Annotated in this window: 18 protein-coding genes and 1 riboswitch; of the genes, 9 read left to right on the forward strand and 9 right to left on the reverse strand. The window is 72.5% G+C overall.

The window, feature by feature from the left end:
• Nucleotides 1-89: 89 nt before the first annotated feature.
• The 3 genes from ABZ716_RS01150 to ABZ716_RS01160 all read left to right on the forward strand — a co-directional run bounded on the left by ABZ716_RS01150 (nucleotide 90) and on the right by ABZ716_RS01160 (nucleotide 2,675).
• Entirely contained in the window at nucleotides 90-1,472 is a 1,383-nt protein-coding gene (locus tag ABZ716_RS01150; protein WP_358813795.1) for an L-serine ammonia-lyase, read from the forward strand.
• Between the two features lie 183 nt (nucleotides 1,473-1,655).
• Nucleotides 1,656-2,063, forward strand: coding sequence for an SsgA family sporulation/cell division regulator (locus ABZ716_RS01155; RefSeq protein ID WP_351878853.1), 408 nt, complete (start codon nucleotides 1,656-1,658; stop codon nucleotides 2,061-2,063).
• 96 nt (nucleotides 2,064-2,159) lie between these two features.
• A complete protein-coding gene (locus ABZ716_RS01160; RefSeq protein WP_358955571.1) occupies nucleotides 2,160-2,675 on the forward strand; it encodes a hypothetical protein in 516 nt (171 codons plus the stop codon).
• A gap of 10 nt (nucleotides 2,676-2,685) precedes the next feature.
• Here ABZ716_RS01160 and ABZ716_RS01165 read toward each other — a convergent pair whose 3' ends face one another.
• Nucleotides 2,686-3,396, reverse strand: coding sequence for a flavodoxin family protein (locus ABZ716_RS01165; protein WP_358955574.1), 711 nt, complete (start codon nucleotides 3,394-3,396; stop codon nucleotides 2,686-2,688).
• A 123-nt stretch (nucleotides 3,397-3,519) separates the two neighbouring features.
• A riboswitch (cobalamin riboswitch) is annotated at nucleotides 3,520-3,715 on the forward strand.
• A gap of 29 nt (nucleotides 3,716-3,744) precedes the next feature.
• Between ABZ716_RS01165 and ABZ716_RS01170 the strand changes: the two genes are divergently transcribed.
• The 5 genes from ABZ716_RS01170 (at nucleotide 3,745) to ABZ716_RS01190 (ending at nucleotide 7,052) form a co-directional block, all read left to right on the forward strand.
• On the forward strand, nucleotides 3,745-4,443 hold the full coding sequence (locus tag ABZ716_RS01170) for an energy-coupling factor ABC transporter permease (protein ID WP_358813798.1): 699 nt from the start codon (nucleotides 3,745-3,747) through the stop codon (nucleotides 4,441-4,443).
• On the forward strand, nucleotides 4,440-4,790 hold the full coding sequence (locus ABZ716_RS01175; protein WP_358813799.1) for an energy-coupling factor ABC transporter substrate-binding protein: 351 nt from the start codon (nucleotides 4,440-4,442) through the stop codon (nucleotides 4,788-4,790). The genes ABZ716_RS01170 and ABZ716_RS01175 overlap by 4 nt, the downstream gene beginning before the upstream one ends.
• Before the next feature lie 3 nt (nucleotides 4,791-4,793).
• Nucleotides 4,794-5,543 (forward strand): cobalt ECF transporter T component CbiQ, encoded by a 750-nt coding sequence (gene cbiQ, locus ABZ716_RS01180; protein WP_358955577.1) that lies wholly within the window; start codon nucleotides 4,794-4,796, stop codon nucleotides 5,541-5,543.
• Nucleotides 5,540-6,361 (forward strand): ATP-binding cassette domain-containing protein, encoded by an 822-nt coding sequence (locus tag ABZ716_RS01185; protein ID WP_358955579.1) that lies wholly within the window; start codon nucleotides 5,540-5,542, stop codon nucleotides 6,359-6,361. The genes cbiQ and ABZ716_RS01185 overlap by 4 nt, the downstream gene beginning before the upstream one ends.
• 115 nt (nucleotides 6,362-6,476) lie before the next feature.
• Nucleotides 6,477-7,052 (forward strand): PadR family transcriptional regulator, encoded by a 576-nt coding sequence (locus ABZ716_RS01190; protein WP_358813802.1) that lies wholly within the window; start codon nucleotides 6,477-6,479, stop codon nucleotides 7,050-7,052.
• Nucleotides 7,053-7,110: 58 nt separating this feature from the next.
• Here ABZ716_RS01190 and ABZ716_RS01195 read toward each other — a convergent pair whose 3' ends face one another.
• From ABZ716_RS01195 to ABZ716_RS01230, 8 genes are all read right to left on the reverse strand, one after another.
• Nucleotides 7,111-7,323: an EF-hand domain-containing protein gene (locus tag ABZ716_RS01195; protein WP_351878878.1), complete on the reverse strand. Its 213-nt coding sequence runs from the start codon at nucleotides 7,321-7,323 to the stop codon at nucleotides 7,111-7,113.
• A gap of 123 nt (nucleotides 7,324-7,446) precedes the next feature.
• A complete protein-coding gene (locus ABZ716_RS01200) occupies nucleotides 7,447-8,634 on the reverse strand; it encodes a hypothetical protein (protein WP_358813803.1) in 1,188 nt (395 codons plus the stop codon).
• On the reverse strand, nucleotides 8,631-9,428 hold the full coding sequence (locus ABZ716_RS01205; RefSeq protein WP_358813804.1) for a polysaccharide deacetylase family protein: 798 nt from the start codon (nucleotides 9,426-9,428) through the stop codon (nucleotides 8,631-8,633). Before ABZ716_RS01205 ends, ABZ716_RS01200 begins: the two co-directional genes overlap by 4 nt.
• A gap of 379 nt (nucleotides 9,429-9,807) precedes the next feature.
• Nucleotides 9,808-10,479, reverse strand: coding sequence for an ATP-binding protein (locus ABZ716_RS01210; RefSeq protein ID WP_358955866.1), 672 nt, complete (start codon nucleotides 10,477-10,479; stop codon nucleotides 9,808-9,810).
• A gap of 89 nt (nucleotides 10,480-10,568) precedes the next feature.
• Complete coding sequence (locus tag ABZ716_RS01215) at nucleotides 10,569-11,336, reverse strand: enoyl-CoA hydratase-related protein (protein WP_358955581.1); 768 nt, start codon at nucleotides 11,334-11,336, stop codon at nucleotides 10,569-10,571.
• Nucleotides 11,337-11,421: 85 nt separating this feature from the next.
• A complete protein-coding gene (locus ABZ716_RS01220; protein ID WP_358955869.1) occupies nucleotides 11,422-12,654 on the reverse strand; it encodes an Ig-like domain-containing protein in 1,233 nt (410 codons plus the stop codon).
• 169 nt (nucleotides 12,655-12,823) lie between these two features.
• Complete coding sequence (locus ABZ716_RS01225; protein WP_358955584.1) at nucleotides 12,824-15,142, reverse strand: choice-of-anchor A family protein; 2,319 nt, start codon at nucleotides 15,140-15,142, stop codon at nucleotides 12,824-12,826.
• A 183-nt stretch (nucleotides 15,143-15,325) separates the two neighbouring features.
• On the reverse strand, nucleotides 15,326-16,528 hold the full coding sequence (locus ABZ716_RS01230; protein ID WP_358813807.1) for an Ig-like domain-containing protein: 1,203 nt from the start codon (nucleotides 16,526-16,528) through the stop codon (nucleotides 15,326-15,328).
• 286 nt (nucleotides 16,529-16,814) lie between these two features.
• On the opposite strand from ABZ716_RS01230, the gene glgX reads away from it, so the two are divergent.
• A complete protein-coding gene (glgX, locus tag ABZ716_RS01235; RefSeq protein WP_358955872.1) occupies nucleotides 16,815-19,019 on the forward strand; it encodes a glycogen debranching protein GlgX in 2,205 nt (734 codons plus the stop codon).
• Nucleotides 19,020-19,144 lie beyond the last annotated feature (125 nt).

The raw sequence follows: 19,144 nt of genomic DNA on the forward strand, positions 1-19,144 counted from the left end.
GGACAAAATCCGCAGATCACCCCCGCACCACCCCGCTCCACCACACCCCTGCCCCTCTCCACCCCACGAGCCGACAAGGGAGTCCGCCAGTGGCCATCTCCGTCTTCGATCTCTTCTCCATCGGTATCGGCCCCTCCTCCTCCCACACGGTCGGCCCGATGCGCGCGGCGCGCATGTTCGTGTCGCGGCTGAAGAAGGACGGCGTCCTCGCCCAGACCGCGTCCGTGCGGGCGGAGCTCTTCGGCTCCCTCGGCGCCACCGGCCACGGCCACGGCACCCCCAAGGCGGTCCTGCTCGGCCTGGAGGGTCACTCCCCGCGCACGGTCGACGTGGAGAGCGCCGACGACGAGGTCGAGCGCATCCGCAGGACCGGCAAGCTCCGGCTGCTCGGCACGGAGATAGGGAACGGCCACGAGATCGACTTCGACGAGCCGAACCAGCTGATCCTGCACCGCCGCCGCTCGCTGCCCTACCACGCGAACGGGATGACCCTCTTCGCCTACGACGCCTCCGGCACCCCGCTGCTGGAGAAGACCTACTACTCGGTCGGCGGCGGCTTCGTCGTGGACGAGGACGCGGTCGGCGAGGACCGGATCAAGCTCGACGACACCGTGCTGAAGTACCCCTTCCGCTCGGGTGACGAGATGCTCCGCCTCGCGAACGAGACCGGCCTGTCGATCTCCTCCCTGATGATGGAGAACGAGAAGGCGTGGCGCACCGAGGACGAGATCCGCGAGGGCCTGCTGGAGATCTGGCGGGTCATGCAGTCCTGCGTCTCGCGCGGCATGTCCCGCGAGGGCATCCTCCCGGGCGGGCTGCGCGTCAAGCGCCGGGCCGCCTCCACGGCGCGCCAGCTGCGCACCGAGGGCGATCCGATGATGCACCGCAGCGAGTGGACGACGATCTACGCGATGGCGGTCAACGAGGAGAACGCGGCGGGCGGCCGCGTGGTGACCGCGCCGACCAACGGCGCCGCGGGCGTCCTGCCGGCCGTCCTGCACTACTACATGAACTTCGTGCCGGGCGCGGACGAGGACGGTGTGGTCCGCTTCCTGCTGGCCGCGGGCGCGATCGGCATGCTCTTCAAGGAGAACGCCTCCATCTCGGGCGCCGAGGTCGGCTGCCAGGGCGAGGTCGGCTCCGCCTGCTCCATGGCGGCGGGCGCGCTGGCCGAGGTGCTGGGCGGCTCCCCGGAGCAGGTGGAGAACGCGGCCGAGATCGGTATGGAGCACAACCTGGGCCTGACCTGCGACCCGGTCGGCGGCCTGGTGCAGATCCCGTGCATCGAGCGCAACGGCATGGCGGCGGTCAAGGCGGTCACGGCGGCGCGCATGGCGATGCGCGGCGACGGCAGCCACAAGGTCTCCCTCGACAAGGTCATCAAGACCATGAAGGAGACCGGGGCGGACATGAAGGTCAAGTACAAGGAGACCGCCCGCGGCGGTCTCGCGGTCAACGTCATCGAGTGCTGACCCGCACGGGGTGAGGTGAGCCGACGAGGGGCCCGGCGCGGGTGCGCCGGGCCCCTCGCGCGCTGCCGGCCAAGAGGGGTCTCCCGGCCCCCGGGGGTCGGGACCTTCGGCCCCCGGGGGCGGGCGGCGGGTGCACTAGCGTGCTGCGGGGGGCGCTTTCACCCCGCGAGGAGAGGCAGCCGCATGGCCATCACCGAACACCGAGTCCTGCCGCTGCGGCTGGAGGCCGCACCGCTGCCCGTCCCCCTGGAGGGCGTCTTCGTCTACCGCACCGACCGGCCCTACGAGGTCGCCGTGGAGTTCCGGGGCGCCGGGGTGCGGATCGCCCGCTGGGTGTTCTCGCGGGAGCTCCTGATCGACGGGCAGACCTGCGTCACCGGTGAGGGGGACATACAGGTGTGGCCGCGCTGGACGGGCACCGAGCCGCGCGTCCTGCTGGCCCTCAGCAACGGCGCCCACGGCTGCGTGGTCTCGCTGCGGTCCAAGGACCTGCGCGAACTGTGCCGGAGGATGACGGAGCTGGTCCCGCGCGGGCAGGAGCAGCGCCACTACGACCTGGACGCCGAGCTGAGCGCGCTGCTGACCTTCTGAGACCCGCCGGGCCGGGGCGTGCAACCGCAGGGGCCCCTGGCGTGTCCTACCGGATGACAGCCAGTCCCCGTCTCACAGGATCGGGGGGACGCCCTCATGCGTCACCAGCCGCACCGCCGCCGGATCACGGCCCTGGCCACAGGAGCCGTGCTGACCGCCGCCCTCGCGCTCGCCGCCCCGGCCTCGGCCGCCGCGCCGGCCGCCGTCCGCTCCACCACCCCGCTCGTCGTCAACGCCCGCTACGGCGGTCACTGCGCGTACGACCGGTTCGTCGTCGACCTCCAGGGCTCCGTGCCCCCCTACACCGTCACTCCCGTCTCCGAGCTGGTCTACGACGGGTCCGGCAAGCCGGTCCCGCTGCCCGGCCGGTACTTCCTGGAGATCCGCCTGCACCCCGCCGCCGGTCACGACGACACGGGCACCAACGTCTACCAGGGCCCCAAGCTCCAGCAGACCGGTCTCAGCAAGCTCAAGGGCATCGCACTGACCGGTGACTTCGAGGGGTACGTGACCTTCGGGGCCTCCTTCGACACCCCGCCCACCTGGACCGCCTCCGTCCTGCACGCGCCCGAGCGGCTCGTGGTGGACTTCCCGCATCCGGCCACCTGCTGACGCGTCCCGGTCAGCGGTGTTCGGGGTTCGGGAAGTCGAAACGGCAGCCGGCGTCCCACGCCGAGCGCTGGTTGCCGTGGGCGGGGAAGCCCCCGGCGCGCTTGAGGAGCGCCGCGAGGTGCATCAGGTTCCAGGACATGAACGTGGTGTTGCGGTTGGTGAAGTCGTTCTCGGGGCCGCCGGAGCCCGGGTCCAGGTACGAGGGGCCCGGCCCGGCCTCGCCGATCCAGCCGGCGTCGGCCTGCGGCGGTACGGCGTAGCCCAGGTGCTGGAGGCTGTAGAGGATGTTCATGGCGCAGTGCTTGACGCCGTCCTCGTTGCCGGTGATCAGCGCCCCGCCGACCCGGCCGTAGTAGGCGTACTGGCCCTTGTCGTTCAGCAGTGACGAGCAGGCGTAGAGCCGCTCGATGACCCGCTTCATGACCGAGCTGTTGTCGCCGAGCCAGATCGGTCCGCACAGGACGAGGATGTCGGCGTCCATGATCTGGCTGTAGAGGACCGGCCACTGGTCGGTGTCCCAGCCGTGGTCGGTCATGTCGGGCCAGACCCCGGTGGCGATGTCGTGGTCGACGGCACGGATGAGCGAGGTCCGGACGCCGGCCGACTCCATGACGGCGCGGCTCCGGGAGATCAGGCCCTCGGTGTTGCTGGTCTCGGGCGAGCGCTTCAGGGTGCAGTTGACGTAGACGGCGGACAGGTCGGAGTAGTCGTAGTCGGCCACGCCCCCACTCTGCGGGCCGGGTCCGCGCCCCGCCAGCGCTGGCACCCGTCCGGGCGGGCGAAGCGGAATCCATTCGTCCGAGGGGCCGGATCGGTCCGGGTTGATACCGGTCCGTGCGGGCGACTAGGGTCAGCTGGCCTTGGTGTTCGGGAAACCGGTGGGAAACCGGTGCGGCCCTCGCCACTGTGATCGGGAAGTCCAGCTCCACCCCTCGCGGGAGCCACTGGGACCGTACGGGAGACCGGACGGCCCCGGGAAGGCGGAGCCGGGGCGGCAGTACCCGTCAGCCAGGAGACCGGCCGGGGCGCGTACGTCCATCCACGAGGTGCTGGAGAGGTCTCCCAACTCATGCACATAGCCGAGGGGTTCCTGCCCCCGCTGCACGCGGCCGCCTGGGGCGCCGCGTCCGCCCCGTTCGTCGTCCACGGGGTACGCGCCCTGACCCGCGAGGTGAAGTCCCACCCGGAGAGCACGCTGCTCCTCGGGGCGTCCGGAGCCTTCACGTTCGTCCTGTCCGCCCTGAAGATCCCCTCGGTGACGGGCAGTTGCTCGCACCCCACCGGGACCGGGCTCGGCGCCATCCTCTTCCGGCCGCCCATCATGGCGGTGCTCGGCACGATCACCCTGCTGTTCCAGGCCCTGCTGCTGGCGCACGGCGGGCTCACCACCCTGGGCGCCAACGTCTTCTCCATGGCCATCGCCGGGCCCTGGGCCGGGTACGCGGTCTACAGGCTGCTGCGCAGCTCCGGCGCCCCCCTGATGGTCACCGTCTTCTTCGGGGCCTTCTTCGCCGACCTGGTCACCTACTGCGTCACCTCCGTCCAGCTGGCGCTGGCCTTCCCGGACCCGGCGAGCGGGTTCCTGGGCTCCCTGGAGAAGTTCGCGGGGATCTTCGCCCTCACCCAGATCCCCCTCGCCGTCAGCGAGGGGCTGCTGACGGTGCTCGTGATGCGGCTGCTGATGCAGTCGAGCACCTCCGACCTGGTGCGGCTCGGCGTCGCGAAGCTGACCGGGAAGCCCGCCGGGCAGGAGGCGGCCGCGCGATGACCAGGAACGCCAAGATCAACACCCTGCTGCTGCTCCTGGTGGCGGCCCTCGCGGTGCTTCCGCTCGCGCTCGGGCTCGGCGAGGGCAAGAAGGAGCCCTTCGCGGGCGCCGACGCCCAGGCCGAGTCGGCCATCACCGAACTGAAGCCGGACTACGAGCCCTGGTTCTCCCCCCTGTACGAGCCCCCGTCGGGCGAGATCGAGTCCGCGCTGTTCGCCCTCCAGGCGGCCCTGGGCGCGGGCGTGCTCGCGTACTACTTCGGGGTCCGCAAGGGCCGCCGCCAAGGCGCCGCGCAGGCCCGCGCCGAGGCGGAGGCCGCCACCGTCGAGCCCACGCGGGAGCCGTAGCCGGTGCTGCCCATCGACGTGGCGGCGCACTCCAGCCGCTGGCGGGGCCGCCATCCGCTGGAGAAGGCCCTGCTGGGGTTCGGACTGACCGTCACCGCGGTCTCCCTGCCGCCGTGGCCGGGCGGTCCGCTGGTGGCCGCGGCGACCCTGGCCGTGCTGCTGGGGCCCGCCGGGGTGTCCGGGCGGCAGCTGTGGCGGGCCTTCCGGGTGCCGCTGGGGTTCTGCGTCACCGGGGCGCTGCCGCTGCTGGTGTCGGTGGGCGGCCCCGACGGGCTCCTCGCCCCGGCCCCGGACGGGCCCCGGCACGCGATGGACCTGCTGCTGCGCACCTCGGCCGCCTCCCTCGGGGTGCTGCTGTTCGCCTTCACCACGCCCGTCTCGGACGTGCTGCCCCGGCTGGTACGGGCCGGGGTGCCGGCGCCGGTGGTGGACGTGGCCCTGGTCATGTACCGGATCGGCTTCCTGCTGCTGGACTCCCTGTCCCAGGTGCGACGGGCCCAGGCGGCCCGGCTGGGGCAGGCCGGGCGGGCGGCCGCGTGGCGGTCGGTGGCCGGGCTCGCGGCGACCTCGTTCGTCCGGGCCTTCGACCGCGCCGCCCGGCTCCAGGAGGGGCTGGCGGGGCGCGGTTACGACGGCGCGCTGCGAGTGCTGGTGCCTCCGGCGCGGCTGTCCCGGCGGTTCCTGGCGGCCGCCGCCGCCCTGCTGGCCGTCCTGGTCGCGGGGACCCTCGTACTGAAGGAGCTGGGGCTGTGACCCCGTTGGTGGAACTGGCCGGCGCGGGGTACGCGTACGAGGACGGCCCGGCGGTGCTGTTGGGCGTGGACTTCACGATCGCCGAGGGGCGGGCGCTGGTGCTGCTCGGCCGCAACGGCAGCGGCAAGACCACGCTGATGCGGCTGCTGAGCGGTGGCCTGCGGCCCGCCCCGGGCGTGCTGCGGCTGGAGGGCGCCGAGGTGTCCTACGACCGGCGGGGGCTGACCCGGCTGCGCACCACCGTCCAGCTGGTGGTGCAGGACCCCGACGACCAGCTCTTCGCGGCCTCCGTGGAGCAGGACGTCTCCTTCGGCCCGATGAACCTGGGCCTGCCGCTGGAGCAGGTCCGCGAGCGGGTGGACTCCGCGCTGGCCGCGCTGGACATCACCGCGCTGCGCGAGCGCCCGACGCACCTGCTGTCGTACGGGCAGCGCAAGCGGGCGGCGATCGCGGGCGCGGTGGCGATGGCCCCGCGGGTGCTGATCCTGGACGAGCCGACGGCCGGCCTCGACCCGGACGGGCAGGAGCGGCTGCTGGAGGTCCTGGCGGGGCTGCGGGCGGCGGGGACCACGGTCGTGATGGCCACCCATGACGTGGACCTGGCGGTCCGCTGGGCCGACGACGCGGCCGTGCTCACGCCGTCGGGGATCCGGGTGGGGCCCGCGGGGGATCTGCTGTCGGATCCGGAGCTGCTGGCGTCCGCCGGGCTGCGGGCTGCCTGGGCACCGGTGGTGGGGGCGTTCCTGCGGGCCAGGGGGATGCTGGCGGACGGTGCGGCGGGACCGCGCACGCCCGGGGAGCTGGCCGCGCTGGGCTGAGCGGGGCCGGGGGTGGTCGGGGCCGGGGGTGGTCGGGGCCGGGGGTGGGCGGGGTGTCCCGGGGTGCCCACCCGTCCCGCCCTGCGGGACGATCGCCCACACCTAGGATGGCCGCATGTCGCTGCCGCACGCCATCCTGACCGCCCTGCTGGAGAAGCCCTCGTCCGGGCTGGAGCTGACGCGGCGGTTCGACAAGTCGATCGGCTACTTCTGGTCCGCGACGCACCAGCAGATCTACCGGGAGCTGGGGCGGCTGGAGGAGGCCGGGCTGATCCGGGCGCTGCCCAGCGAGGTGCCCGTACGGGGGCAGAAGAAGCAGTACGAGGTGCTGCCCGCCGGCAGCGCGGAGCTGGCCCGCTGGGTGGACGAGCGGCAGGACCCCAAGCCGATGCGGGACGCGCTGCTGCTGCGGATCCGGGCGGCGGCCGTGGTGGGGCCGCAGGGGCTCGGGGCGGAGCTGCGGCGGCACCTGGAGCTGCACCGGGCGCAGCTGGCGGAGTACGAGGCCATCGAGGCGAGGGACTTCCCGCCGGAGCGCCGGGCGGACCCGGACCGGCTGCGCCGGCTGGTGCTGCACGGGGGGATCGCCCTGGAGGGGTTCTGGCTCGGCTGGCTGGAGGAGGCCCTGGCCGAGGTCGAGGAGATGACGCGCCCCGGCGCGGGAGGGGCCGGGGCGCCGCCCGGGGCCTGACGCGCCCCCGCCCCGGCGGCCGGGGCGGAGGCGGGCGCGGCGCCCGTTCGGCGGGGCCCTACTTGTTCAGGTCGGCCCAGAACTCGTCGAAGCTCAGCAGCTTGTCGCCGTTGAGGTCCTTGGCCGCGATGATGGCGTCGGCGACCGCCGGGGTGACGAACGCGTCCCCCATCGCCCGCATGGCCGCGCTGTACTCGTCGGCCGTGATGACGCCGTCGCCGTTCGCGTCGAACCGGTCGAACGTCTCGCGTGCCTTCTCGATGTCCGCCACTGGGGCCACCCCTTCCTGGTGCTTGTTGACCGGCTCAGGGTAGCCGCACCGGGGCCGGACGCCGCCCACGGGTCCCGGGAGCCGTGGGCGGGCTCCCGGGGACGCCGCCGCGCCCGGCCGTGCCTACCGGAAGATGCCGGTGTGGCCGAGGGAGTAGCGGCCGGGCTGCGGGTACACGGCCAGGCCGTGGGGGCCGCTGCCGACCGGGATCTTCGCCAGTTCCTTGCCGGTGGTGGTGTCGATGGCGTAGACCTCGGAGTTGTAGCGGCCGGACAGCCACAGCACCTTGCCGTCGGCCGAGACCCCGCCCATGTCGGGGCTGCCGCCCTCGGGCAGCTCCCACTTCTTGGTGAGCTTGTTCTTCTTGAAGTCGAAGACCGAGACGCTGCCCTCGCCGCGGTTGGAGACGTACATCTCGCGGGAGTCGCGGCTGACGTAGAGGCCGTGGCAGCCCTTGCCCGTGGGCAGCAGCTTGGGGGTGTCGAACTTGTCCCCGCTGAGCACCCACATGCCGTGGGCCATCATGTCGGCGACGTAGAAGGTCTTCCCGTCCGGCGAGACCTTCACGTCCTGGGGCATCGCGCCCTCGAAGGGGAGCTTCTGCTGGCCGATGACCTCCATCTTCTCGGTGTCGACCTTGAGCAGTTCCCCGGAGAACTCGCAGCTGACGATGAAGTAGCGGCCGTCGAGGGAGAAGTCGGCGTGGTTGACGCCGAAGCAGGTCACCGGGACGCTCTTGACCCGGTCCATGGTGTGCGGGTCACGGAAGACCAGCTCGCGGTCCATCGAGGCCATCACGACGGCGTACTTGCCGTTGGGCGTGAAGTAGAGGTTGTACGGGTCGTGCACCTCGACGGGCTCCCCCGCCTCGCCGGTGGCCGGGTCGATGGGGGTGAGGGTGTGGCCGCGGTTGTTGTTGACCCACAGGGTCTTCATGTCCCAGGAGGGCACCACGTGCTGGGGCTGGACGCCGACCGGGATGGTGTCGATGACCTTGTAGGTGGCCGGGTCGATGACGGACACCGTGTTGGAGTTGGTGTTCGGCACGTAGACGCGCGAGGGGAAGTTCTTGACCACCGGGGAGAGCTTGTTCGGCCGGTCCGCCGCGTACACGTCGGTCGGATCGAGCACCGGGGGCATCCCGGCCAGCCCCGGCGGCGCGGCGGGCACGGCCTTGACGGGGTCGGCCGGCCCCTTGGAGCCGAGCGCCTCGGCGGGCGCCTTGTCGGCCGATCCGCAGCCGGCCAGGGCGGCGAGGGCCAGGCCGGCCAGCAGCACGGTGGCCTTCCGGGGAAGACGGGTGGTCGTCATGGCGTCAGCAGCTCCGTGGTGGTCACCGCGCGCAGCGAGCGGCGCGCGAGTTCTTCGAGGAGGGGCGGCATCGCGTCGACCGTGTCCGCGTAGCCGAAGTGCAGGCTCACCACCGATCCGCCGTGGATCGTCCCGGTGACGTTGCGGATGACGGCCGCGGCGCCGGGCGAGGTGAAGTCGAGGGAGTCCACGTCGTAGGAGAGGACGTGCGGGTAGCCGGCCCGCTGGGCCAGCTTCTGGACGAGGGGGCTCGCGTTCTGGGTCTGCGAGGGGCGGAACCAGGTGCCGATGGAACCGGTGAGACGCCTCAGGCGTTCGGCGCAGCCGGTGATCTCGGCGTACGCCTGCGCCTCGGGCAGGGAGTTGACGGCAAGGTGGTGGTGGGTGTGGTTGCCGAGCTCGTGGCCGCCGTCGAGGATCCGGCGGGCCATGTCGGGGTGTTCGTCGAGCCAGGTGCCGATGGCCAGCACGGTGACCCGAGCGCCCGCCTTCTCGGCCTCGGCGAGTACGGCGCGGGCGGTGGCGGGGTCCCCGTTGCCGTGGAAGGTGAGCGCGACCTTCGGTCGGTCCCGGGGCCCGTGGGCGATCTCGACGGGCTGCCCGCGGAAGCGGCGGGGGGCGGGGGCGGCTGCCGGGGCGGGCTTGGCGGCCTGCGGCGGCCGGGCGGGAGCGGCCTGGGCGGTGCGGGAGGCCGGCGCGCCGTCGCCGCCCGTGCCACAGGCCGCGGTGAGGGCACCGGCGGCGGCAGCCGCCGTGGCGCGCAGGGCGGTACGGCGGTCTGGGTAACAGAGCACCCGCCCATTTAAGTGGTGAACGCCCCTGAAGGTAATGATTGACCCATTTTGGGGTGATCGGTGGTGGCGGCCACTGAGGCCCTCGTCCGCTATGCGATCAACGAATTACGCGGAGCGGTGGATAGTCATTCATGGATTGCGAGGCGAGTGGCCCACCTCACCTAAGATTTAGATGAAAACTATAAGGATTTGCACACTTATGTCCGAGTAGGCACTTTTGGCGTTCAGGCCCCCGTCTGCCATAGTCGGAACCACGGCTTCCCTTTGACCCGAGCGAAGTCACCCGCCGAGGGCCACACACCCCACCGGTCCTCGGCGCCCAAGAAACCCCCGCAGCGCCCACCCCGGCGACAGGGGGTTTCTGGCGTTCCGGGGCGGGTCAGCGGTCCGCGACCCGCATCTCGAACCAGGTGATCTTGCCGCGCGGCAGCAGATCGGCCCCCCAGCGGTCGGACAGCTTGTCGACGAGGAACAGCCCCCGGCCGGTGGTGTCCAGTTCGTGGACCGGCATCAGACAGGGCAGCCCGCGCGAGGGGTCGCGCACCTCCACCCGGATCCAGCCGCGGCGGCGCACCATCTTTAAACCGAACGTGCGGGCTCCGGTGTGGCGCACGGCGTTGCCGACGAGCTCCGAGACCAGCAGGACGGCGTGCTCGGCGATCTGCGGGGACAGCCCCCAGTAGCGGATGACCACGCTCTGGGCGAGCCGGCGGGCCGTACTCGCGGACTCCGGCATGGACGGCAGGGTCACCTCCGCGTCCGCCGGGTTCCCGTACGCCTCCAGCGCCCTGAGTCCCTGCTCGTCCTCGACCGCCGCCGTGAGCCGTACGGTCACAGCGCTGCCGCGCTGCCGCGGCTGATCCACACCCTCCAGGCCCGCCATGCCCCCATCATGGACGGCCGCTCCGCCCGCCCGGGCCGTTCCGCCGGAATACGCCCCCCGGAATCGAGGATTCCGAGGGGGCGCACGCGCCGGTGCGACGGGCGTCCGGGACGCCTCCGGTCCGCGTTGACCTGCACTGACGGCCCGTCCGGGAGGGGCGAGCGGAATCCGTCCCACCCTTTCGCCTTAAGGCTGTCTTAAGCCCTTCCCGAACCACCCGCAGGGGTATACCGGCCGCCGTGCCCGGACGGCCGCGCTCAGACGAACTTGGCCTTGCCCGGGCCCTCTTCGACGAAGCTGCGCATCCCGCGCTCGCGGTCCTCGGTGGCGAAAAGGCCCGCGAACCAGTTGCGTTCGATGGTCAGGCCGGTGTCGATGTCGGCCTCCAGACCCGCGTCCACGCACTCCTTCGCCGCCCGCAGGGCGATCGCCGGCCCCTGGGCGAGCTTCGCGGCCCAGGTGTGCGCCTGCTCGTAGACCTCGGCCGCGGGCACGACCCGGTCCACCAGGCCGAGGGAGAGGGCCTCGTCGGCCTTGACCATCCGGCCCGTGAAGATGAGGTCCTTGGCCTTGGAGGGGCCGATCAGCCGGGAGAGCCGCTGGGTGCCGCCCGCGCCCGGGATCAGGCCGAGCAGGATCTCGGGCTGGCCGAGCTTGGCGTTGTCGGCGGCGATGCGGTAGTCGGCGCAGAGCGCGAGCTCGCAGCCGCCGCCGAGCGCGTAGCCGGTGACGGCTGCGACGACGGGCTTGGGGATGCGGGCGACGGCCGTGAACGCGTCCTGCAAGGCCCGGGACCGGGCGACCATCGCCGCGTGGTCCATGGTCTGCATCTCCTTGATGTCCGCACCGGCCGCGAACACCTTCTCGCCGCCGTAGAGGATGACGGCGCGCACGTCGGCGCGGTCGGCCGCCTCCACGGCGAGCTCGCGCAGCCGGTCCTGGGTGGCGATGTCCAGGGCGTTCATGGGCGGCCGGTCCAGGCGGAGGGTGCCGACGCCTTCGGAGACTTCGAGAGAGAGGGTCATACGGGGAAGGTTAGCGGCGGTTAACGCGATGTGGCCCGGTGCTGTGGGTCACAGCACCGGGCCACGGATCAGGGAGCCGTCCCTGTCACTTCTTCCACTCCGCCCAGTCCATGTTCCAGCCGTTGAGGCCGTTGTCCGGGGCGATCTGCTTGTCCTTGGAGTTCTTCACGATCACCACGTCGCCGATCAGGGACTCGTTGAAGAACCAGGCGGCGGGGGTGTTGGGGTCCCCGGCGCCGCGCTCGTCCTCCAGGCCGACGCAGCCGTGGCTGACGTTCTCCTTGCCGAAGGTGCTGGAGGAGGCCCAGTAGTTGCCGTGCACGAAGGTGCCGGAGTTCGACAGGCGCATGGCGTGCGGGACGTCCGAGATGTCGTACTCGCCGCCGAAGCCGACGGTGGCGCCGTTCATCCGGGTCACCGTGTACTTCTCGCTGATGACCATCTGCCCGTTGTAGGTGGTGGTCGCGGGGGCGCCGGCGGTGATGGGCAGGTTCTTGATGACCTGGTTGTCGCGGACGACCTCCATCGTCTTCGCCGTCGCGTCCACCGTGGAGACCTGGGAGCGGCCGATGGTGAAGGTGACCGTACGGGTCTGCTTGCCGTAGACCCCGGGGCGGCCCTCGACGCCGTCGAGGGCGAGCTTGACGGTGACCTTCGTACCGGCGGCCCAGTACTTCTCCGGGCGGAAGTCGAGGCGGTCGTTGCCGAACCAGTGGCCCTCGATCGGCACGGAGGGCTCGGCGGTGACCGTGATGGCCTTCTCCACGGCCTCGGTGTTGGTGATGCCGCGGGTGAAGTTGATCGACACCGGCATGCCCACGCCGACGGTCGAACCGTCCTCGGGGGTGTAGTGGCCGACGAAGGTGTTCTGCGGGGTGAGCGTGGTGAAGGTGGTGTCCTTGGCGGACTCGCGGCCCGCCTCGTCCTTGGCGACCGCGTGCACCTTGTACTCGGTGGCGGAGGCCAGGTTGCGGGCGGGCTCCCAGCCGGAGCCGTCGGGGGTCAGCTTGCCCTCGACCGCGTTGCCCTTGGTGTCGGCGACCGTGACCGTGGTCAGTTTGCCGCCGGTGCTGGAGACCTTCAGGACGCCGTTGGTGGCGACCTCCTTGGCCCCGTCGTCCGGCTTGACGCTGACCACGGCCTTCGACGCCTCGGTGTTGGCCTTGGCGGCGTTGCCCCCACCGGACTTGCCGTTGTCCCCGCCGCCGCCGCTGCCGCCGGCTGCGCCGCCGTTGCTGCACGCCGTGGTGAGCAGAAGGGCCGCGCCCAGCAGCAGGGCCGGCAGGCCGGTGCGGACGCGGCCGCGTATCGGCTGCACGTTCACTCGTGTTCTCCCCATGTCCCCCGCGCACGGACAGTCGCGCGCTTGCCGACAGGAAATCACACGGGATGACGACGAAGAGAAACGGTCATGTCACCGTTCCGTCCCAACTCACCGCACGGACGGACGGCCGGACGGGCGGTGTGCCGCCCGTCCGGCCGGGGCGTCAGTTCCGGCCGCGGGTGACCGGCCAGTTGCCGAGGCCCGGCAGGTCGGGGCGGTCGTGGCCGTCGTGGCCGTTGTCGCCGGGCTGGTCGTGGCCGGGCTCGTCGTGGCCCGGGCGGGGGCCGTCGTGGTCGCCGTGCTCCTCGTGCCCGGAACCGTCATGCTCCGGCTTCCCGTGGTCGTCGGGCTTGCCGTGGTGGTCGGGCTTGCCGTGGTGGTCCGGCTTGCCGTGGTGGTCGCGCTTGTTGAGGACCGGGACGACGATGTCCCGCCCGTCGGTGTCGTTCGTCAGCAGCAGCGGGCCGGTGACCCGGTCGGCGGGGAGGAGGTAGCCCTCGGGGGCCGAGGTCTCCAGCAGGTAGTACATGCCGGGCGTGAGGCCGTCGAACTCACAGGCCCCGTTGCCCGCGGTGGTGCAGGCGCCGACGCGCTCGTCGGGGTACGGGCCCTCCGTCTGGAGGCCCTCGGTGTTGTTGGTCTCCCGCCACAGCTGGAAGACCCCGCCGGCCAGGGGCTTACGGGTCTTGGCGTCCTTCTTGACCACCTTGACGGAGCCGGGGTGCTCCACGTCCCTGCGCGCGTTGCGGACGGTGACGACGGCTCCCCGGGCCACGTCGTCCTCGTCCAGGTCGAAGGCGGTGACCGGGTCGGCGGGCCGCTCGTAGCCGTCGGGCACGCTGACCTCGCGCCAGTAGTAGCGCTCGCCGACGGGCAGTTCCACCGTGCAGCTGCCCTGGGTGTCCGTCACGCACACGCCGCCGACCCGGGTGTCCGGGTCCTGGCCGCCCGTCTGGAGGTCGGGGACGCCGTTGCTCTCGCGCCACAGCTCGAAGCGGGCGCCCGCCACCGGCTCGCCGCTGTCCAGGTCGACCTTGCGCAGCACCACCCGGGCGCGGGGCTCGGGCGGCGTCGTCCGGCGGTTGCGGGCGGTGACCCGTACGCCCTGCTCGGCGTTCTCCCGCGTCAGGACCACCCGCAGGACGGGGTCGGCCGGCAGCTCGTACCCGGAGGGCGCGGCCGTCTCCCGCCAGTAGTAGGTGCCGGTCTCCTCCTCGCGGGTGCAGGTGCCGTCGGCCGGGGTGGTGCAGTCGGTCACGCGGGTGTCGGCGTTCGCGCCCTCGGTCTGCAGGCCCGCCTGCCCGTTGGTCTCGCGCCACAGCTCGAAGCGGGCGCCCGGCAGCGGCCGTCCCTCCTCGTCGGTCTTCAGCACGGACAGCCGGCCCGTGACGGCCGGGTCGGGCGCGCAGTCGGGGAGGTCGCCGTTGAAGGGGTAGGCGTGGAACTCGGCGCCGAGTCCGGTGGTCTCGGTGGGGCTGGTGTGGGTGATGTCGCCGGCGGTGAAGAAGCGACCGTTCACGCCGATGACGGAGACGGTCGCGACCGAGGCGTCCTGGCCGATCAGCACGCTCCCGCCGAGCTGGGCGGAGCCGGCGAGGCCGACGTCCCGGGCGTCGGGGAAGTTCCACAGCAGCCGCTCGCGCAGTCCGGCGGGCAGCAGGGCGTTGTTGACGCGGAGGGTACGGGCCTCGCCGGTGACGTTGACCAGGACGGTGGCGCCGGCCGGGATGCCCGCGAAGCGGAGGCTCTGCTGGGCGCCGCCGGGGCCGGCGAGGTCGAAGTCCACGTTGAAGACCTGGAGCATCGAGGTGCCGTCCCCGGTGAAGACGGTCTCCTGAGCGCTCCACACCGCGCGGCCGGTGGCCGTGCGCGGGGCGCCCTGGGGGTAGGCGTAGCAGGTGCTCGCGGCGCCCAGTTCGCCGCGCAGCGCGGCGTAGGGGGCGGCGGCGTTCGCGTCGTGGACGGGGGTGCCGGTCACGGTGCCGGTGAGGGTGCCCGCGTAGCGGACGACGCCGCCGTCGGCGAGGAGCCGCTGGCCGGGGGCCACGGTGATGTCGTCGCCGGTGGTCAGGAAGTCCGAGCCGTCGGCCGGGGGGACCCGGGAGCCGACGCCGGCGATGCCCACGTTGTAGACGTTCCCGGCGGACTTGTTCATGTCGAAGTCCCCGAGGACCACGACCTTGCCCTCGGCCTCGGCGGCTCCCCGGCGGACCCGCATGTCGCCGCCCACGAAGAGGTTGATGCCGTTGTCCCGGCCGGTGAAGGGCAGGTTGTTGGGGTCGGGCCACACCGGCGGGCAGCCCTGGCCCGGCCCGGTGCCGCCGGGGATGCACGGACCGAGGCCGCCGGGCAGCGGGGCCCGCAGCGCGCGGGCCGCCGGCGGGGCGGTGCCGGTGCCCGCCGCGAGGGCCGCGGGGGCTCCGGCGGTGGCCGCGAGTACGGCTCCCACGGCCAGCCCGAGGGTCCAGTTCCTTGCTGACATGACGCTCCGTCCACGAAATCCGGCCATCGCCTGCGCTGATGGCCCTGCCAGGCTGCGGGCGGGACCCGGCGTGGCGGACGGAAGACACTCCCCGGCTACGGCATTCCGGTCTGCCGATCACTCGATTGCTGGCTCCGGCGCCGCTCAGCACCGGCGGTCCCGGAGGGCTGACGGCGGCCCCGGTCAGCCGACGGCGGATCCGGCGACCCAGTCGGCCCAGGACATGTTCCAGCCGCCCAGTCCGTTGTTCGGGGCCACGGTCTTGTCCTGGGAGTTCACCACCTCCACCACGTCCCCGATCAGGGTCCGGTCGAAGAACCAGCCCGCCGGCGTGTCCGACCCGCCGCCCTTGTCGTCGCGCAGGCCCACGCAGCCGTGGCTGGTGTTGGTGGTGCCGAAGGTCTCGGGAGGGGCCCAGTAGTTGCCGTGGAGGAAGGTGCCGGAGGCGGTGAGCCGGATGGCGTGCGGGACGTCGGGGATGTCGTACTCGCCCTTGCCGTCCTCGCTGGTGAAGCCGACGGTGGCCCCGTTCATCCGGGTGACGTCGAACATCTCCATCACCACCATCTTGCCGTTGTAGGTGGTGTTCTTCGGGGCCCCGGCGCTGACCGGGATGGTGGACAGCAGCTCGCCGCCGCGCCGTACCTCCATGGTGTGCGCGGCCGCGTCGACGGTGGAGACCTGGGAGCGGCCGATGGTGAACCGGATGGTCTTGTCCTGGATGCCGTACGCCCCCGGTGCGCCCTCGACGTCGCGGAGCTTCATCCGCACCGTGACCTGCGTGCCGGGTTTCCAGTACTCCCTGGGCCGGAAGTCCAGGCGCTCGGAGCCGAACCAGTGGCCGACGACGGGCACGGCCGGTTCGGCGGTGACGGTGATGGCCTTCTGGACGTCGGCGCGGTTCTTCACGGCCCGGCTGAAGTTGAAGGAGACGATCATGCCGGTGCCGACGGTGGAGCGGTTCTCCGGCTTGAAGTAGCCGATGAACCGCTCCTCGGGGACGTAGGTGGTGAAGGTGGTGTGGCGGGCCTGGCGCCGGTTGTGCCCGTCGAGGGCGACGGCGTCCACGGTGTACTTCGCGGCGAGCGCGAGCCTCCCGGCCTCCGGGTCGGGGCTCCAGCTGAGCCCGTCGTCGGCGATGGACCCGGGGACCTGCTCCTGCTGCGCGTCCTCCACCTTGGTGACTGTGACCCGCTCCAGCCGCCCCTCGGGGACGGTGATGCGCAGCGGGCCGTCGGCCGGGACCCCCTTGGCGTTGTCGTCGGGGGTGATGCGGATGGCCTCGTCGGGCGAGCGGGGTTTTCCGGGCAGCTGCACCTCGACCGGGGAGCGTCCGTCCCCGGTGCAGCCGGTGAGCCCGCCCAGCAGTGCCGCGCACACCGCCACGGCCGCCCATCCCGCCCCTGCCCGCCTCGTCAGAAGTGTCACGCCCGTCCAACGACGCGGCCCCTCCGGGGGAAACGTGAGGGCCGGACACGTTCCGGGTACGGCAGTGGGGGCAGAACAGTGTGAAGGGCCAGACGGGGGCGGTCCCGGCCGGGACGCCGGGCCGCGCTCCCCCGCCGGTACCGAGGAGCCGTGGAGGCGGGCAGTGTCGAGCGCAGCCGAGCAAGAGGCGGTGGACAACGCCGCCGGCGGGACCACCGAGGCCGCCCCCCGCGGCGGACCGGACATGGACGCCGTACGGGAGCGGGTCCAGGCCCGGGTGCTACGGGCGGCCGCCCACCCGGGGCCACCGGTGTGGCCGGGGTCCTCGCACCCGCTGGGAGCCCGGTTCCACGCCGGCCCCGGCGGGGTCCCGGGCACCAATTTCGCACTGTGGGCGCAGGGCGCGGAGGCGGTGGAGCTGTGCCTGTTCGACGCCCTCGGCACCGAGACCCGCTGCACCCTGACCGAGCTGACGCACGAGATCTGGCACGGGTTCGTGCCGGGCGTGCGTCCCGGGCAGCGGTACGGGTTCCGGGTGCACGGGCGCTGGGACCCCTGGACGGGGGCCCGGTACAACCCGGCGAAGCTGCTGCTGGACCCGTACGCGCGGGCGGTGGACGGGGACTTCTCGCTGCCTCCGGAGGTGTACGGGCACGTCCGGGACTGGCCGCAGCAGTACATCGCGGACACCGTGCGCGACGACCGGGACTCGGCGCCGTTCGTCCCGAAGGGGGTCGTCGTCCACGATGACGACGACTGGGCGGACGACGTCCGGCCGAAGACCCCCTGGGCCGATTCGGTGATCTACGAGCTGCATGTGCGCGGGTTCACGATGCGCCATCCGGGTGTTCCCGAGGAGCTGCGCGGCACCTACGCGGGGCTGGCGCACCCGGCGGCGGTGGAGCACCTGGTGGGGCTGGGGGTGACGGCGGTGGAGCTGCTGCCGGTGCACCAGTTCGCGCACGAGGACCACCTGCTGCGGCGCGGGCTGCGCAACTACTGGGGCTACAACTCGGTCGGCTACTTCGCCCCGCACGCCGGCTACAGCGCCAGCGGGACGACGGGGCAGCAGGTGGGCGAGTTCAAGCGGATGGTGAAGGCCCTGCACGCGGCCGGGATCGAGGTCATCCTCGACGTGGTCTACAACCACACGGCGGAGGCCGGGGAGCTGGGCCCGACCCTGTCGCTGCGCGGGATCGACAACCGGGCGTACTACCGGCTCCAGCCCGACCAGCGCCGCTACGCCGACTACACCGGCTGCGGCAACACCCTGCACGCCGGGCGGCCGCACGTGCTGCGGCTGATCACCGACTCGCTGCGCTACTGGGTGACGGAGATGGGGGTGGACGGCTTCCGCTTCGACCTGGCGGCGGCCCTGGCCCGGTCGATGCACGACGTGGACATGCTGTCCCCGTTCCTCGCGGTGATCGCGCAGGACCCGGTGCTGCGGCGGGTCAAGCTGATCGCCGAGCCGTGGGACGTGGGATCGGGCGGCTACCAGGTGGGGGCGTTCCCGCCGCTGTGGACGGAGTGGAACGACCGCTACCGGGACGCCGTGCGCGACTTCTGGCGGGGCGCGCTGCCCGACGTACGGGACCTGGGGTACCGGCTGTCGGGGTCGAGCGACCTGTACGCGTGGGGCGGGCGGCGCCCCTACGCCTCGGTGAACTTCGTGACGGCGCACGACGGATTCACCCTGCGCGACCTGGTCTCGTACGAGCGCAAGCACAACGAGGCGAACGGCGAGGCCAACCGGGACGGGACCAACGACAACCGGTCCTGGAACTGCGGGGCCGAGGGCGAGAGCGACGACCCGCGGATCACGGCGCTGCGCCGGCGGCAGCTGCGCAACCTGCTGACCACGCTGCTGCTGTCGACGGGCGTGCCGATGCTGGTGGCGGGGGACGAGTTCGGGCGGACCCAGGGCGGCAACAACAACGCGTACTGCCAGGACAACGAGACCGGCTGGGTGGACTGGTCCCTGCTGGAGGATCCGGCGTGGAGCGGGCTGTTCGCGCTGGTGAGGCGGCTGGTGGCGCTGCGCCGGGCGCATCCGGTGCTGCGCCGGCGGGCCTTCTTCTCGGGGCGGGCGCAGGGAGCGGACGGGCTGCGGGACCTGGCCTGGCTCACCCCGTCGGGGACGGAGATGACGGAGCGGGACTGGTACGCGCCGGCGTCCGCGGTGGGGCTGTACCTCTCGGGGCGGGACATCCCCGGTCGGGACGAGCGGGGCCGGCCGGTGACGGACGACAGCTTCCTGGCGCTGCTGCACTCGGGGGAGCTGCCGCTGGAGTGGGTGCTGCCGGGTCCGCCGTGGGCCGGGGAGTACGAGCTGGTGCTGGACACCTCGCGGGAGGAGCAGGAGGCCGCGCCGGGGACGCGGTACCGGGGCGGGGACCCGCTGACGGTGCCGGCGCGCTCGGTGCTGCTGCTGCGGGTGGCGGGGTGACGGGGGCTGGGTGAGGGGGCTGGGTGACGGGGGTTGGGTGAGGAGCGGCCTGAAAGGGGACGGGCGGACATACCCACGCATCCGGAGCGGATGCTTTCGTTCACCCTGCGATGATGTGCGCTTTC

This window comes from Streptomyces sp. NPDC006687, assembly GCF_040636215.1.
Lineage (GTDB): Bacteria > Actinomycetota > Actinomycetes > Streptomycetales > Streptomycetaceae > Streptomyces.

Excerpts from the sequence above, each read along its gene's own strand:
- ABZ716_RS01155 (WP_351878853.1), top strand. The coding sequence starts at position 1,656 with ATGGCCATCACCGAACACCGAGTCCTGCCGCTGCGGCTGGAGGCCGCA.
- ABZ716_RS01160 (WP_358955571.1), top strand. The coding sequence starts at position 2,160 with ATGCGTCACCAGCCGCACCGCCGCCGGATCACGGCCCTGGCCACAGGA.
- ABZ716_RS01170 (WP_358813798.1), top strand. The coding sequence starts at position 3,745 with ATGCACATAGCCGAGGGGTTCCTGCCCCCGCTGCACGCGGCCGCCTGG.
- ABZ716_RS01175 (WP_358813799.1), top strand. The coding sequence starts at position 4,440 with ATGACCAGGAACGCCAAGATCAACACCCTGCTGCTGCTCCTGGTGGCG.
- ABZ716_RS01190 (WP_358813802.1), top strand. The coding sequence starts at position 6,477 with ATGTCGCTGCCGCACGCCATCCTGACCGCCCTGCTGGAGAAGCCCTCG.
- ABZ716_RS01200 (WP_358813803.1), bottom strand. The coding sequence starts at position 8,634 with ATGACGACCACCCGTCTTCCCCGGAAGGCCACCGTGCTGCTGGCCGGC.
- ABZ716_RS01215 (WP_358955581.1), bottom strand. The coding sequence starts at position 11,336 with ATGACCCTCTCTCTCGAAGTCTCCGAAGGCGTCGGCACCCTCCGCCTG.
- ABZ716_RS01225 (WP_358955584.1), bottom strand. The coding sequence starts at position 15,142 with ATGTCAGCAAGGAACTGGACCCTCGGGCTGGCCGTGGGAGCCGTACTC.
- glgX (WP_358955872.1), top strand. The coding sequence starts at position 16,815 with ATGGACGCCGTACGGGAGCGGGTCCAGGCCCGGGTGCTACGGGCGGCC.